Genomic DNA, 13,776 nt, shown 5'->3' with positions numbered 1-13,776 from the left:
TATAATTAATTGCTAGGTCACTGCCGATTTACGAACATTCCTGCGGAATATTCTATCTGTGATTTATTTGCTAAATTAGTTGCTTAACCACGCAACTAACCATACACAAACACGTTGGGCGTAATTTAAGAGCTGCATCCGAAATTTGAATATTTACCAAAATTTGGTATATTTGAATAAATCAAAACGGAATGAAAAACACATCTATATCATTAGGGAATTATTTTGACCAGTTCGTACAGACACAAGTTTCTGCTGGGCGATACAAAAATGTGAGTGAGGTAATTAGAGCTGGACTTCGCCTTTTGGAAAACGAAGAAAGCAAAGTAATTGCATTGCGGAATGCTATTCAAGAAGGAATTGATAGCGGAATTGCCCACGATTTCGACCCAAAAAAAAATCTTGAGGAATTAAAAGCCAAACGCAAAAAGAATGGCTAAATATGAATTGACCAACAAGGCTGTTGCGGACTTGAATGAAATATGGGAATATACACTAGAAAATTGGTCTGAAAATCAAGCTGACAGATATTATGACATGTTACTCGATATTTGCCAAGACATAGCTGACAATCCAGAATTAGGAAAAAACTACGACGGAATAAAATCTGAACTGTTTGGACTTAAAGCAAATCGACACGTTATATTTTATAGAAAGTCTAAGGTCAAGCCAATTGAGATTACGAGAATTTTGCACGAACGAATGGACTTGAAAAAAAGAATAACCGAATAAAAAACTACGCCCAACACTGGTAACCGTTGCACAACCCCCTAACAAAACTCCGAATAATTTATAAGCCACTGATTTAAAGCCTGTTTTGATTTTGCGCGTTCTGATTTTTATCTAAAATACGGGTTGCTTAAAACCAATAATATAGCGTCTTATTTGGCGATTTATACTACTTACTAAAACACCTACAACTCCTGCTATACTTTTGGGGCTGGTTTTAATATATTTTAAATATTTCTTTAAATTATATGCTACTGCTGATAGGTGCATGCATTTGTTGGCCTGTTCTAATCCTAAAGTATTTACTTTTCGCATGCCTAAAAACTGAGTGAGCGTTCCAAAAACAGGCTCTACCGTGCTTTGCCGCTTGCCTTTCATATAACGCCCTTTTTTACTGTTCACCCGGGCTATGTTACGCTCGTATTCCGGTCGGTAATAGGTAATGGTGAACTTCTTCTCTTGTGCCGATTTTCCTAAGCACGCACTGCGCAGGGGGCAGTCTATGCAAACCTTCTTTGACGCTCGATATTCCTTCTTTTTTGTGCTATTCTTCTTCTCATAAAATACCTTGGTAAATGGAATTATTTTTCCTTGTGGACAGATATAACAGTCTTCTTGTTCGTTATAAACAAAATCATCAGGACCACCTTTATATGTGCCATGTGGCGGAATGTAACTCTCAATATTTTGGCGTTCCAAAAACGCATAGTTCTCGCCGCTACTATAGCCCGTATCGGCTACACAGGTATCCATCTTCAAGCCAGATTGCCATAAACGCCTTTGAACCCTAATGACAATGTCCGATAATTGCTGACTGTCCTTACCGTCTGCATGGTACGCCTTAATATCGCTTATAACATGGTGTGCCGTATCTACAGTAAGTTGGCTTTGGTAATTTAGCTTTCTTGCTTTGCCTGGTTTTACACTGATTCTCGCATCGGGGTCGGTAGGGCTGTAATGCGTTTTGTTACTCGTGTAACGACTCCCTTTATTGCCCGATCCTGGACGATGGTTCTGTTCGGTGGACCATTTTTTGTTTCTACTGCGTAGCGCCTGTAGCTCTGATGAACTGGCTGATAGTGTTTGTTGTGATTGGGCTGCCTTATTGGTCTTGGAGCGCCTGATGACAGCTTCTTTATCTCTATGACTAATGTGGCGCACCTGCAGTAAGTGGGAGGCCAAATCTTCTTCCGGTACTTTCAGCTCCAGACTGTCCATGGAAGCATTGGCCTTTACAGGGGCAGAATCTATAACCTGCGTATGACCGCTGACCATACCGCCTGAAACACAAAGCTTAAAAACATGTGCAAAGAGATGCTCAAAAACCGATGCTGGATAAAGTTGGCGGGTTCTACTTATAGTCGAGTGCCAAGGTAGTTCTTCATCGATATCATAGCCTAAAAAGTATAGGATATCTAATCGCATACTACAATGAGAAACTAGCTTGTGGTCGCTGATAATGTTCTCCAGATAGCCCACCAAACATAGCTTAAAAAATACAACGGGGTCCAAACTCTTTTGTCCGCATCTACCATAATAAATCTCAGTCGCTTTGCGGAGAAAATCTAAATCTAAAATACCCGATAATCTGCGGTAAAAATTGTCTTTGGGAATCCGACTGCTCAACTGGAAAGTGTTGAACAGTTTTTCTTGATAAATCTTGTTGCCTTGCATATGTTAATATACGAAATTTCTGTATATTTAACAAGGCGTTGTGCAACAGGCACACTGTGTATAATTCATTGCTAGTAAAGGCTTACTTACGAAAATCCTCGCGGATTTTCTATTCGGTTTGTATTTGCTAAATTAGTTGCTAAACTACGCAACGAAATCATACACTTTACCGTTACCTGCAAGCTGAAAAAAGCATTGAACCAAAATTGTGGTTTTTTGGACTAAAAGCATAATTAATTGATTATAAGATGTTTTAGTTTTGAATTATTAATATTTAAAACATCTATTATGAAAACAATCAAATTAGTTTTAGTCCTAATTGTGTTTACTCTCAATTATACTCAAGCACAACAAAAAGAAAATCAAACAACAATTAAAAACAATGACATTATGAAAACGTATGTAATAGAACGTATTATTCCAGGAGCAGGAGAATTAACAGCTGAACAACTGAAAGGAATTTCACAAACATCATGTTCAGTCTTGAAAGAAATGGGACCAAAAATTGAATGGCAACACAGCTATGTTACTGGAGATAAAGTGTATTGTGTTTACAAAGCAGAGAATAAAGAATTAATTGAAGAACATGCAAAAAAAGGTGGTTTTCCAGCAAATTCGGTAAGTGAAGTCAAAACAGTAATTAGTCCAGCAACTGCAGAACTTTAAAAATACTAAAAGACTCTTTAAGAAGCTGTCAAGCCATTAAATCTGACAGCTTCTTATTTAAAAATAGTATATTACATAAAACTTATTTCTCATGCCAATATATATGGACTTTCATGATTTGCCAGATGGAGTAACTGCTAAGGATATAGCAGAAATGCATCAAGCGGATTTAAAGATTGAACATAAATACAATTGTCGTGGATTAACTTATTGGTGTGATGAAAGAAGACAAACAGCATTTTGTTTAATAGAAGCGCCAAACCAAGAAGCCATAAAAGAACTTCATGAAAAATCACATGGAGCTGTTCCTCAAAGGATAATAGAAGTAAATGACACTCTAGTTGAATCATTTTTAGGTCGAATTGAAGACCCAGAAAATACGCAAAACACCCAACTCAATATAGTTACTGATTCTGCCTTTAGAATATTGATGGTTATTAATTTAAAAAAGAAAAAATTAAGAACTGAAAATATTGAAACATTAAATGCTGCTATTCGTGGTTACAAAAAGTCAATAATCAACATTGTTAGTAAGCACAAAGGACGCATGGTAAAACAGAAATCAAATTCATTTCTAATGTCTTTTACTTCTGCTACAAATGCTGTTGAAAGTGCTATTAAAATTCAAGAATTGCATAATTGTGTAATAACACCTGATTTAGAATTTAAAGTAGGAATAAGTGCAGGAAACCCAGTAACAAATGGAGATAGTATTTTTGAGGACACTGTAAAAAAAGCAGAATATTTGACTTATGTTACTAATGGAAACATAATATTAACACCAGAAGTCAAAGATCTATACGAAAGAGAAAATCAAAATAATCCAATAAATATTAAAAATATTAAACCATTAAGTAATACTGAAATGGAATTTGTAATTCGCTTATTTGATTATACTGAAAGTGTTTGGACAAATTCGAACATAAGTGCCACAAATTATAATAAGAATTTAGGTTTAAGTAAATCAAAACTATATAGAACAATAATGCCAATTATAGGGAAGTCCCCAAACAGTTTCATAAAAGATTTTAGATTGGATAAAGCACTTGAATTACTGGATAAACAAGAATCAAATATCTCTGAAATCGCGTATCAAACAGGTTTTAGTAGTCCAACTTATTTTTCAAAATGCTTTCATGAAGCTTATGGTGTTTTACCATCAAAATATAAGAAGTAACAATTAGCATAAAAATTATTTCTTTTCAATTAACTAGTGAATTAGAACAAAAGCCAGCAGGTAACAACGTGTATAATTAATTGCTAATCAAGTTATTACTCGGAAAAATATTAGAATTACTCTTTGGTTCGTTTTCTTTTACTAATTTAGTTCTAGCCAACGCAACTAACCATACACGAACACGTTAGCAACAAGTTGACCAGACCAATGAAAATCGTGCTAACTTTCAAGTTTTTTGATTCTTAAAAAAGGAAAAATGAAATTCTGAATTGAAAAAACAACTCGGAATTTCACTCAAGCGGAATTGAAAATTGTTGCGGAAGATTACGTTGAATTTCGGCTTATCCAAAGTCAGTTTTCGCATCGAAAATGTAGCTTTCCAAAAGTCTCTGCTGAATATTGGAATCGCTAAACTTTAAGACTGAACGTTGTGAAAAGGGATTTTCCCAGCTTCCGTTTTTTAACAACGAAAATTTAGATTTCCAAAGGTTTGTGCTGAATATTGAAATGGCAAAACGTTCGAAAAAAAAGCGGAATGATAATCGAAATTTTTTTTTTGAGATTTTAAGGAAAAAGAAAAATAACGGAATCGAAAAACACATTGGAATATTACTCGTGCGGAAAGAATAAAACCAGTTGCTAACAAAGTATAAAATTAATTGCTTGGTTCTAGCCGACTTGGAAAATTCCTGCGGAATTTTCTCGCGTTCGTTCCATTTTTGCTAAATTAGTTGCTTAAACAACGCAACTAATCTTATACATAAACGTTACCTTGCATTTGTAAGCTTCCCTTCATTAGAACTGCTTATTTTTCCAAAATTACATTATTTAATTTGTTTTTAATTCCTCTGGGGCTAGCCCCAGAGGAATTAAGCTTTGCATATTTCACTGGTGATATTTTCCCCAAGCTATCATGTGGTCTGTTATGGTTATAATCATCCATCCAGATTTGGGTTTGCTCACGTACTTGATGTAGGTCTTCAAAAATATATTTGTTTAAAACCCCTCGCCTGTAAGAACCATTAAAGCGTTCTATAAATGCATTTTGTGTGGGTTTACCTGGTTGAATATACGTAAACTCTATTTCGTGCATTTGGCTCCAATCATTTGTGATATGTGCTATAAACTCTGGGCCATTGTCCATCCGTATGCGTTGAGGCTTCCCTTTTTTGTTAATTAAATGATTCAGTACCCAGACAATACGATTACTCGTCAATGAATAATCAACTTCTATGTGAAGTGCCTCTCTATTAAAATCATCAATGATATTGAATGCCCTGAAGCGTCTCTTGTTCTCTAAGACATCTGTTATAAAATCCATACTCCAAGTATGGTTCAGTTCATTTGGAACCTCTAAAGGCTCTTTAACCCTAGTAGGCAGACGTTTCTTAACCTTTCTTCGCAATGGAAGCCCCAATGCTACATAAACACGATGCACTCTTTTGTGATTCCAAGGTTTACCTTCCTCTCTTAGGCGATCATAGGCCTTCCAAAACCCCTCTTCTGAGTGATCTTTTGCTTTTTGTTGCAAAGCCTGTTCTATAGCCGTATCGTCCTTGGGCAATGGCTTGTAGTAATAGACACTCTTACTCATCCCTAAAACACGGCACGCCCTGCTAATGCCGTAATGAATAAGTTCTTTGGTAATTGCTCTTTTACGACAGGGCTTTATAGCTTTTTTTCGATAATCTCCTTAGCCATTTGATGATCAAGTGCCAGAGTAGCATACATCTGCTTGAGCTTGCGGTTTTCTTCTTCAAGCTCCTTGAGCCTTTTGAGTTCCTTAGAATTCATTCCTGCATATTTGGAACGCCACTTGTAAAAAGCCGCAGAACTCACACCGTGTTCACGGCTAATTTCATCGACACTTTTACCATTGTCGAACTCCTTTAAAATCTTTGCAATCTGTTGCGGTGAAAATTTACTTCTTCTCATAATTACTGTTTAAAGTTAAAACTATTTTTATACTTTTAAACAGTTCGGTTTTATGGGAAGCTTACACATTTACTCACTCAAAACAGAAAAGTTGAATAATAGAATTGAAATACCTTTAAGTAAAAAGAAAATAGCGTTGCTTCTATTAGGCTCGATTGTATTCGTAGCTGGAGGAATTTGGATTGCAACTAATCCAGAAAGATTTATTCCAAATATTTTCAGAGTAACTAACCCAGAAATAATCCGAATTGGTGGAATAGTTGGAATTCTATTTTTCGGTGCGACAGGAATTTATGGAATTAAAAAACTGTTTGACAAAAAAGTCGGACTTATAATTGACTCGAACGGAATAACTGACAACTCGAATGCTACAAGTATTGGGTTAATCGAGTGGAATGATATTACGGAAATCAGAACAAAACAAGTAATGTCAACAAAATTCTTGCTGATTGATATTACCAATCCCGAAAAGTATATTGGAAAAGCTAAAAACGGAATGCAAGCTAAACTTATGAAAGCGAATATGAATATGTACGAAACGCCACTTTCGATTACCTCAAATACATTGAATTACGACTTTGACGAACTTGAAAAACTGGTACAAACTGAATTGAAACGAAATAAAAACGCAAGGTAACAATGGCTATAAGTAATTGCTTTTACTCGCCTACTTCTGAAAATCCTTACGGATTTTCAATTTGGTGTGTACTTACAAAGTTAACCGCTAACCCACGCAACTACTCATAGCCCAACCGTTGTAAACCATTTATGCGAACATCAATATACACTACCAAAAAGCTTGAAAAGTTGATTAAGAAATTAATATCAACTGACGAAAAAACTGAATGTGGAATACTTGGAAAATGGAACGCAACAGTATTTTATATCGACAGAAAAAAATGCTGGTTAATAACGAACGGAAAAACAAAATATAACGTAATACTGACCGACATAAAATCAGCGGATTTAAAAAACATTGAGCAAATTTTTAAAGAGTCGTTTTACGCCCAATTGGCTTACGACGGAATAATAACTGACTTTAAATATCTGAATTCTATAATCGGGAAAATTGACTTTTTACCAACTGACAATGACCGAAGAACAACAGGTTTTCAAAATACAAATCTACAATCATTAGATTCGTGGAAAGCCGAATATGGAGCGCTGAAAAATATGCCTATAAAGGACTTGACAAATAGACTAAATAATATTCCTATACACATCGGAGAGAGTAAAAAAATGTCTGATTTCACAAAAGCTCTGAACGAAATGAAAAAACTAATAAATGAGTAAAAAACGGTTTACAACAATGTATAAAAATAATTGCTTGGGTAAGTCTGTACTTGGAAAATTCCTGCGGAATTTTCCGCTGGCAAGTTTTTGTTTACTAAATTAGTTGCTTAACCACGCAACTATTCTTATACGCACCGTTGTGCCTAATTTATGAAAATCGCACTAAAGAGAATATTATTTATAATTATTGGAATTTCGATACTCGTAATTTTGATGTATAATATTTCGCTTTGGAATCAGAAAATAAACTTTGAAAAATACGCAACTGACTTTAATCCTGAAAGAACTAAAATCGGACTAAAACAAATCTCTAAAAACTGGAAATCGGAAAAAAAGACTTGGGACAATTGGAATGAATTAAGTGACGAAAATTATGATGACGGAAAAATCTCAAAATTTAGAAAAATATTCAGTTTTCAAAACATATCAACAGGAATAATTTTTGAAAATGACTCAACTGACAAAAGGACAAACTTTAAAAGTAAAATAATTTGGTTGAACTCAAATATCTTGTTCTGGAAAAATGGAATTGAATCGGAAATGGACGTTTATGAAAAAACTCTTGATTCAGTCACAACTGAAAATTTATTAGTGAGATATTATTTTAAAGATGATAATGGAAATGAGGACTATTTTGAGGCTGACTATTATCAAATAAACGAAAACGAATTAGGCTTTTGTGGAACACCAGCAATTATGGAAAGAGAGGAACAACGGATTTCTGGAAAACCATATTTCGGTAATATTACAAAGAAACAAGCTGATAGTATTTTAACAAGGTGGAACGAAAAAAACTAGGCACAACACCGTATATAATTTATTGCTAGTTCTAGCCTACTTACGAAAATCCTCTCGGATTTTCTATTCGGTTTTTATTTGCTAACTTTAGTGCTTAAACCACGCAACAAACCATATACAAACACGTTAGGTGCAATTTGCTCACTCAAATGAAAATACCGAAAATAAAAGGAATAATAGACAGACGAATTTTAATCAATTACCAAATTGATAAAGAAGTCTTGGAAAATTATTTACCAAAACCTTTCAAACCTAAATTAGTAAACGGAAAAGGAATTGCAGGCATCTGTTTGATAAGATTAAAAAAAATCAGACCGAAAGGTTTGCCGAAACAAATCGGAATTTCTTCCGAAAATGGAGCTCATAGAATTGCAGTCGAATGGACTGAAAACGGAAAGCCAAAAGAAGGAGTTTATATTCCAAGAAGAGATACTTCTTCTAAATTAAATTCTTTCGCTGGTGGAACTATATTTCCTGGAATTCATCATTTAGCAAATTTTAATGTAAATGAAAAAGATGGAAACTACGAAGTCGGTTTTATCAGCGATGACAAAACTTCATTATCAATAAAAGCAAAAGAAACAAACTCGTGGAATACTGAAAGTGTATTTGAAAATTTAGAATGTGTTTCTGAATTCTTTGAAAATGGTTCTATTGGATATTCACCTGACAAAAATGACTTTGACGGACTTGAATTAAAAGCTTATAATTGGAAAGTATCACTTTTGGAAGTTGAGAATGTAAAATCAAGCTTTTTTGAAAATGAAAATATTTTTCCAAAAGGCTCTGTAAAATTTGATAATGCCCTATTAATGAAAGATATTGAACACGAATGGATTGGGTTGCCGAAAATAAAAAACTGCACCTAACAATGTATATAAAAAATAGCGCAAGTCATTACTAACAATAAGGTTTGCGGATTTTTGGAAAGTCGCCAAATTTTTAAATTTGACGATTTCCAATAAAAAAGATAAATAGTAAAATTTAAAAATTCGGCTTGTGTTAATCCGAAAAGTAATAGCATATTTTCAGCGCTACTTTTCATATACGAGACCGTTGCCCACAATTTGAGAAAACGAGATAATGAAAAATATAGTCAAATGAAAAAAATACTAATCCTTCTCTTTTCAGTCTTTCTGACCTCAATTACTTTCGGACAAGAGAAAAGAGTTGTATCGAAAATTGATTCAACAAAAACACCTGAATTAGTTCTAATCCAAGAACTAACTATAAAAGCACCAATAGATTCTATTTGGAATGCTTACACTACAAAAAAAGGTTGGGAAAATTGGGCTGTACCACTTGCGGAGGTTGACCTGAAAGTTGGTGGATATATAAAAACGAATTATAACGAACAAGGTAAAATTGGAGATAGCACTACAATTGTTACTCACATCATAAATTACGTACCAAAAAGACTTCTGACTTTACAAGCGGAAATAACCGATAATTTCCCTGAATTTATGAAAGATGATGCCAAGGATTTTTTCAATGTTATTTATTTTGACGAGTTAGAAAATGGACACACCAATATTAAATCATTCGGAATTGGATATAAAAATAATCCGAAATACTTGTCATTAATGAATTATTTCATTCCAGCCAATGAAAAAACCTTAATGAAACTAATCGATTACTTGGAAAAAAAGAACTGAAAATAAAAAACTGTGGGCAACAATGGTAACCGTTGCACAACGCCCTAACAAAACTCCGAATGATTTATAAGCCACTGATTTAAAGCCTGTTTTGATTTTGCGCGTTCTGATTTTTATCTAAAATACGGGTTGCTTAAAACCAATAATATAGCGTCTTATTTGGCGATTTATACTACTTCCTAAAACACCTACAACTCCTGCTATACTTTTGGGGCTGGTTTTAATATATTTTAAATATTTCTTTAAATTATATGCTACTGCTGATAGGTGCATGCATTTGTTGGCCTGTTCTAATCCTAAAGTATTTACTTTTCGCATGCCTAAAAACTGAGTGAGCGTTCCAAAAACAGGCTCTACCGTGCTTTGCCGCTTGCCTTTCATATAACGCCCTTTTTTACTGTTCACCCGGGCTATGTTACGCTCGTATTCCGGTCGGTAATAGGTAATGGTGAACTTCTTCTCTTGTGCCGATTTTCCTAAGCACGCACTGCGCAGGGGGCAGTCTATACAAACCTTCTTTGACGCTCGGTATTCCTTCTTTTTTGTGCTATTCTTCTTCTCATAAAATACCTTGGTAAATGGAATTATTTTTCCTTGTGGACAGATATAACAGTCTTCTTGTTCGTTATAAACAAAATCATCAGGACCACCTTTATATGTGCCATGTGGCGGAATGTAACTCTCAATATTTTGGCGTTCCAAAAACGCATAGTTCTCGCCGCTACTATAGCCCGTATCGGCTACACAGGTATCCATCTTCAAGCCAGATTGCCATAAACGCCTTTGAACCCTAATGACAATGTCCGATAATTGCTGACTGTCCTTACCGTCTGCATGGTACGCCTTAATATCGCTTATAACATGGTGTGCCGTATCTACAGTAAGTTGGCTTTGGTAATTTAGCTTTCTTGCTTTGCCTGGTTTTACACTGATTCTCGCATCGGGGTCGGTAGGGCTGTAATGCGTTTTGTTACTCGTGTAACGACTCCCTTTACTGCCCGATCCTGGACGATGGTTCTGTTCGGTGGACCATTTTTTGTTTCTACTGCGTAGCGCCTGTAGCTCTGATGAACTGGCTGATAGTGTTTGTTGTGATTGGGCTGCCTTGTTGGTCTTGGAGCGCCTGATGACAGCTTCTTTATCTCTATGACTAATGTGGCGCACCTGCAGTAAGTGGGAGGCCAAATCTTCTTCCGGTACTTTCAGCTCCAGACTGTCCATGGAAGCATTGGCCTTTACAGGGGCAGAATCTATAACCTGCGTATGACCGCTGACCATACCGCCTGAAACACAAAGCTTAAAAACATGTGCAAAGAGATGCTCAAAAACCGATGCTGGATAAAGTTGGCGGGTTCTACTTATAGTCGAGTGCCAAGGCAGTTCTTCATCGATATCATAGCCTAAAAAGTATAGGATATCTAATCGCATACTACAATGAGAAACTAGCTTGTGGTCGCTGATAATGTTCTCTAAATAGCCTACCAAACACAGTTTAAAAAACACCACCGGGTCCAAACTCTTTTGTCCACATCTACCATAATAAATCTCAGTCGCTTTGCGGAGAAAATCTAAATCTAAAATACCCGATAATCTGCGGTAAAAATTGTCTTTGGGAATCCGACTGCTCAACTGGAAAGTGTTGAACAGTTTTTCTTGATAAATCTTGTTGCCTTGCATATGTTAATATACGAAATTTCTGTATATTTAACAAGGCGTTGTGCAACAGGCACAATGTGTATAATTCATTGCTAGTTAGAGCTTACTTACGAAAGTCCTCGCGGACTTTCTATCCGTGATTTATTTGCTAACTTTAGTGCTTAAACACGCAACGAAATCATACACTTTACCGTTGTGCTTCATTATAACCAACCATTAACCAATGATTAAATTCTTTAGAAAAATTAGACAAAAACTACTCTCTGAAAATAAATTCAGTAAATATCTGATATATGCAATCGGAGAAATCGTTCTTGTGGTTATCGGGATTTTAATAGCCTTATGGATAAATAACAAAAATATTCAAAATCAAAACAAAGAAAAAGAAAGACTCGGCCTTACAGAGATTAGAGATAACCTCATTTCGGACACTCTGCAACTTGATGACAATCTCAAGCATTTTAAAAACCGACAAGGACTAATAATGAAAACCATGAAATTGCTGTCAAAAAATGAATACAATGCAAATGATAAAGATTCCCTTTTCTTTCACTTTATGTCTGCAGAGTTGTATCTAAATGCGAAATTCAAGTCCAATAGTGTAGGATTTACAAATATGGTAAGTTCAGGGAATATTGACCTTTTGAGCAATAACGAATTAAGAAAAAAATTGAGCGAATATTACCTTATCGAAAATGACAATATTGGAGCTTATGATTACACAATAATAATATCTCGCGATTTTCAAAATTACATAGCACCGCTATTGACTAATAATTGGAGCGCTAAAATACTTTTCGGAATCGATACACCATTAGAGAAAGAATTCGATGTGACACAACTTCAAGCAACACAAACATTTAGTTATTTGACACAACTATTTGTTAATATAAATACGTCTACAGAAACATCAATGGAGCTCAAGAATGATATCACAACATTAATTGAAATGACAAACAAGGAGTTGGATAGTTTTGAAAAATAACGAAAGCACAACAACGTGTATAGCTCATTGCTAATCAATCGCTTAAACCGAAGTTAAGGCGTATTTGGGAAGTCGCCAAATTTTTAAATTTACTGTCTTTTTTATTTTATATTTTGGTGGCAGTAGTCCTTCGGTAGACGATTTCTAAAAAAGAAAGATAAATAGTAAAATTTAAAAATTCGGCTTGTGCCTAACCGAAAAATAATCGCTAATTTGCACGCAACGAGCCATACACCAGACCGTTGTAAAACATTTGAGAGAAACATTGAAACATATAATTTTAATAATGGGAATACTATCTTTTTTCGGAGCAAATAGTCAGAACAACAAAAAGGAAAATTATGAAAATCTGACTTCTGAATTAAAAGAACAGTTTAGAAAGGAACTTCAAAGAGATTCGGAAAAAGAATTTAACCCAGAATTTATCCGAACCACAAATTTGGAAAACGAAATCATAAATAAATATGGTTTTGACGGAATCAAACTTGTTTTTGAATCAAGAAATAGTTCAAATTTTCACGAACTCGGAGAATTACCAGAATACTGTCCTTGGAAAAACTTAAATGACAAAACAATTGCGGAATTCATAACCGAAAACTTTAAACCAATTTCCAAGAAAATTCCAAATTTGATATCTTCATTAAAAGAACGTTGTAAATTCATTTTCGCAGAGAAAAAAGAAAACACTTGGCATTTACATTACTTGCTGAATATGAAGCTTTATGATGATAGAGATTATTTCAAAATTTATACAGGAGGAGCACCACTCTTAAATGCAGAACCAAATAAAAATTTAAAAACCTTTAATTGGAACGTTCCTAATGACTTGAAAACTTTCTATAAAATACATAACGGATTTGGAGAAATATATGACGCTTATTTTGTTATGGCTAATGACGATATAAAAGTAATGGCAGAAATGATGAATCCAATTTGTAAAGAACAAAATGTACAACCCGAAGGTTATTCGTTTAATGACTTACTTGAGTTCTATCCAGATGGAGCTGGAAATGCCCAATGCTTTTATAAAAATAATGGAAATTCGACTGTAGATTGGGACCACGAAGTTTGGGAAATTTCTGGAGAAATCGGATTTTTTGAGTTTATTAACGAACGAATGTCTGAAATAGACGAGGAATAAAAAACGTTTTACAACAATGGTAACCGTTGCACAACCCCCTAACAAAACTCCGAATAATTTATAAGCC

Annotated in this window: 14 protein-coding genes; 11 read left to right on the top strand and 3 right to left on the bottom strand. The window is 34.7% G+C overall.

What is annotated here, in order from left to right:
* Nucleotides 1-191 precede the first annotated feature (191 nt).
* Nucleotides 192-440, top strand: coding sequence for a type II toxin-antitoxin system ParD family antitoxin (locus AC1B0Z_RS01895; protein WP_055413791.1), 249 nt, complete (start codon nucleotides 192-194; stop codon nucleotides 438-440).
* The gene (locus AC1B0Z_RS01890; RefSeq protein ID WP_483793857.1) at nucleotides 433-732 is read left to right on the top strand and encodes a type II toxin-antitoxin system RelE/ParE family toxin; all 300 of its coding nucleotides are present in this window, start codon (nucleotides 433-435) and stop codon (nucleotides 730-732) included. Before AC1B0Z_RS01895 ends, AC1B0Z_RS01890 begins: the two co-directional genes overlap by 8 nt.
* A 111-nt stretch (nucleotides 733-843) precedes the next feature.
* Here AC1B0Z_RS01890 and AC1B0Z_RS01885 read toward each other — a convergent pair whose 3' ends face one another.
* On the bottom strand, nucleotides 844-2,403 hold the full coding sequence (locus tag AC1B0Z_RS01885) for an IS1182 family transposase (RefSeq protein WP_483792090.1): 1,560 nt from the start codon (nucleotides 2,401-2,403) through the stop codon (nucleotides 844-846).
* Between the two features lie 288 nt (nucleotides 2,404-2,691).
* On the opposite strand from AC1B0Z_RS01885, the gene AC1B0Z_RS01880 reads away from it, so the two are divergent.
* Together AC1B0Z_RS01880 and AC1B0Z_RS01875 are read left to right on the top strand one after the other, a co-directional pair.
* Nucleotides 2,692-3,069 carry a DUF4242 domain-containing protein gene (locus AC1B0Z_RS01880; RefSeq protein WP_483793856.1) on the top strand — a complete coding sequence of 126 codons (378 nt, stop codon included), beginning with the start codon at nucleotides 2,692-2,694 and terminating at the stop codon, nucleotides 3,067-3,069.
* A 91-nt stretch (nucleotides 3,070-3,160) separates the two neighbouring features.
* Nucleotides 3,161-4,246 (top strand): nickel-binding protein, encoded by a 1,086-nt coding sequence (locus AC1B0Z_RS01875; protein ID WP_483793855.1) that lies wholly within the window; start codon nucleotides 3,161-3,163, stop codon nucleotides 4,244-4,246.
* A gap of 805 nt (nucleotides 4,247-5,051) precedes the next feature.
* Here the strand turns inward: AC1B0Z_RS01875 and AC1B0Z_RS01870 are convergent.
* A protein-coding gene (locus AC1B0Z_RS01870; RefSeq protein ID WP_483791680.1) for an IS3 family transposase occupies nucleotides 5,052-6,181 on the bottom strand; the annotation gives its coding sequence in 2 pieces (ribosomal slippage) (nucleotides 5,052-5,920 and nucleotides 5,920-6,181; 1,131 coding nt in all).
* A 91-nt stretch (nucleotides 6,182-6,272) separates the two neighbouring features.
* Between AC1B0Z_RS01870 and AC1B0Z_RS01865 the strand changes: the two genes are divergently transcribed.
* The 5 genes from AC1B0Z_RS01865 (at nucleotide 6,273) to AC1B0Z_RS01845 (ending at nucleotide 9,927) form a co-directional block, all read left to right on the top strand.
* On the top strand, nucleotides 6,273-6,818 hold the full coding sequence (locus tag AC1B0Z_RS01865; RefSeq protein ID WP_483793854.1) for an STM3941 family protein: 546 nt from the start codon (nucleotides 6,273-6,275) through the stop codon (nucleotides 6,816-6,818).
* Nucleotides 6,819-6,949: 131 nt separating this feature from the next.
* Nucleotides 6,950-7,474, top strand: a complete 525-nt coding sequence (locus AC1B0Z_RS01860; RefSeq protein WP_483793853.1) for a DUF6933 domain-containing protein — start codon at nucleotides 6,950-6,952, stop codon at nucleotides 7,472-7,474.
* 150 nt (nucleotides 7,475-7,624) lie between these two features.
* Nucleotides 7,625-8,272, top strand: a complete 648-nt coding sequence (locus tag AC1B0Z_RS01855) for a hypothetical protein (RefSeq protein ID WP_483793852.1) — start codon at nucleotides 7,625-7,627, stop codon at nucleotides 8,270-8,272.
* Nucleotides 8,273-8,421: 149 nt separating this feature from the next.
* On the top strand, nucleotides 8,422-9,141 hold the full coding sequence (locus AC1B0Z_RS01850; RefSeq protein ID WP_483793851.1) for a DUF2071 domain-containing protein: 720 nt from the start codon (nucleotides 8,422-8,424) through the stop codon (nucleotides 9,139-9,141).
* Nucleotides 9,142-9,372: 231 nt separating this feature from the next.
* Nucleotides 9,373-9,927 carry an SRPBCC family protein gene (locus AC1B0Z_RS01845; protein WP_483793751.1) on the top strand — a complete coding sequence of 185 codons (555 nt, stop codon included), beginning with the start codon at nucleotides 9,373-9,375 and terminating at the stop codon, nucleotides 9,925-9,927.
* 117 nt (nucleotides 9,928-10,044) lie between these two features.
* On the opposite strand, the gene AC1B0Z_RS01840 is transcribed toward AC1B0Z_RS01845, so the two are convergent.
* Nucleotides 10,045-11,604 (bottom strand): IS1182 family transposase, encoded by a 1,560-nt coding sequence (locus AC1B0Z_RS01840; RefSeq protein WP_483793840.1) that lies wholly within the window; start codon nucleotides 11,602-11,604, stop codon nucleotides 10,045-10,047.
* A gap of 202 nt (nucleotides 11,605-11,806) precedes the next feature.
* Between AC1B0Z_RS01840 and AC1B0Z_RS01835 the strand changes: the two genes are divergently transcribed.
* Nucleotides 11,807-12,568, top strand: a complete 762-nt coding sequence (locus AC1B0Z_RS01835; protein WP_483793850.1) for a DUF6090 family protein — start codon at nucleotides 11,807-11,809, stop codon at nucleotides 12,566-12,568.
* A gap of 286 nt (nucleotides 12,569-12,854) precedes the next feature.
* Nucleotides 12,855-13,709: an SMI1/KNR4 family protein gene (locus tag AC1B0Z_RS01830; protein WP_483793849.1), complete on the top strand. Its 855-nt coding sequence runs from the start codon at nucleotides 12,855-12,857 to the stop codon at nucleotides 13,707-13,709.
* The last annotated feature ends 67 nt before the right edge of the window (nucleotides 13,710-13,776 follow it).

The organism is Hyunsoonleella sp. J2K-J805 (assembly GCF_057167125.1).
The sequence above is the reverse complement of the archived record's forward strand: the minus strand, read 5'-3'. Positions and strand labels throughout refer to the sequence as shown.

Coding starts and splice junctions, on each gene's coding strand:
- AC1B0Z_RS01895 (WP_055413791.1), top strand. CDS start 192: ATGAAAAACACATCTATATCATTAGGGAATTATTTTGACCAGTTCGTA.
- AC1B0Z_RS01890 (WP_483793857.1), top strand. CDS start 433: ATGGCTAAATATGAATTGACCAACAAGGCTGTTGCGGACTTGAATGAA.
- AC1B0Z_RS01885 (WP_483792090.1), bottom strand. CDS start 2,403: ATGCAAGGCAACAAGATTTATCAAGAAAAACTGTTCAACACTTTCCAG.
- AC1B0Z_RS01880 (WP_483793856.1), top strand. CDS start 2,692: ATGAAAACAATCAAATTAGTTTTAGTCCTAATTGTGTTTACTCTCAAT.
- AC1B0Z_RS01875 (WP_483793855.1), top strand. CDS start 3,161: ATGCCAATATATATGGACTTTCATGATTTGCCAGATGGAGTAACTGCT.
- AC1B0Z_RS01860 (WP_483793853.1), top strand. CDS start 6,950: ATGCGAACATCAATATACACTACCAAAAAGCTTGAAAAGTTGATTAAG.
- AC1B0Z_RS01855 (WP_483793852.1), top strand. CDS start 7,625: ATGAAAATCGCACTAAAGAGAATATTATTTATAATTATTGGAATTTCG.
- AC1B0Z_RS01850 (WP_483793851.1), top strand. CDS start 8,422: ATGAAAATACCGAAAATAAAAGGAATAATAGACAGACGAATTTTAATC.
- AC1B0Z_RS01845 (WP_483793751.1), top strand. CDS start 9,373: ATGAAAAAAATACTAATCCTTCTCTTTTCAGTCTTTCTGACCTCAATT.
- AC1B0Z_RS01840 (WP_483793840.1), bottom strand. CDS start 11,604: ATGCAAGGCAACAAGATTTATCAAGAAAAACTGTTCAACACTTTCCAG.
- AC1B0Z_RS01835 (WP_483793850.1), top strand. CDS start 11,807: ATGATTAAATTCTTTAGAAAAATTAGACAAAAACTACTCTCTGAAAAT.
- AC1B0Z_RS01830 (WP_483793849.1), top strand. CDS start 12,855: ATGGGAATACTATCTTTTTTCGGAGCAAATAGTCAGAACAACAAAAAG.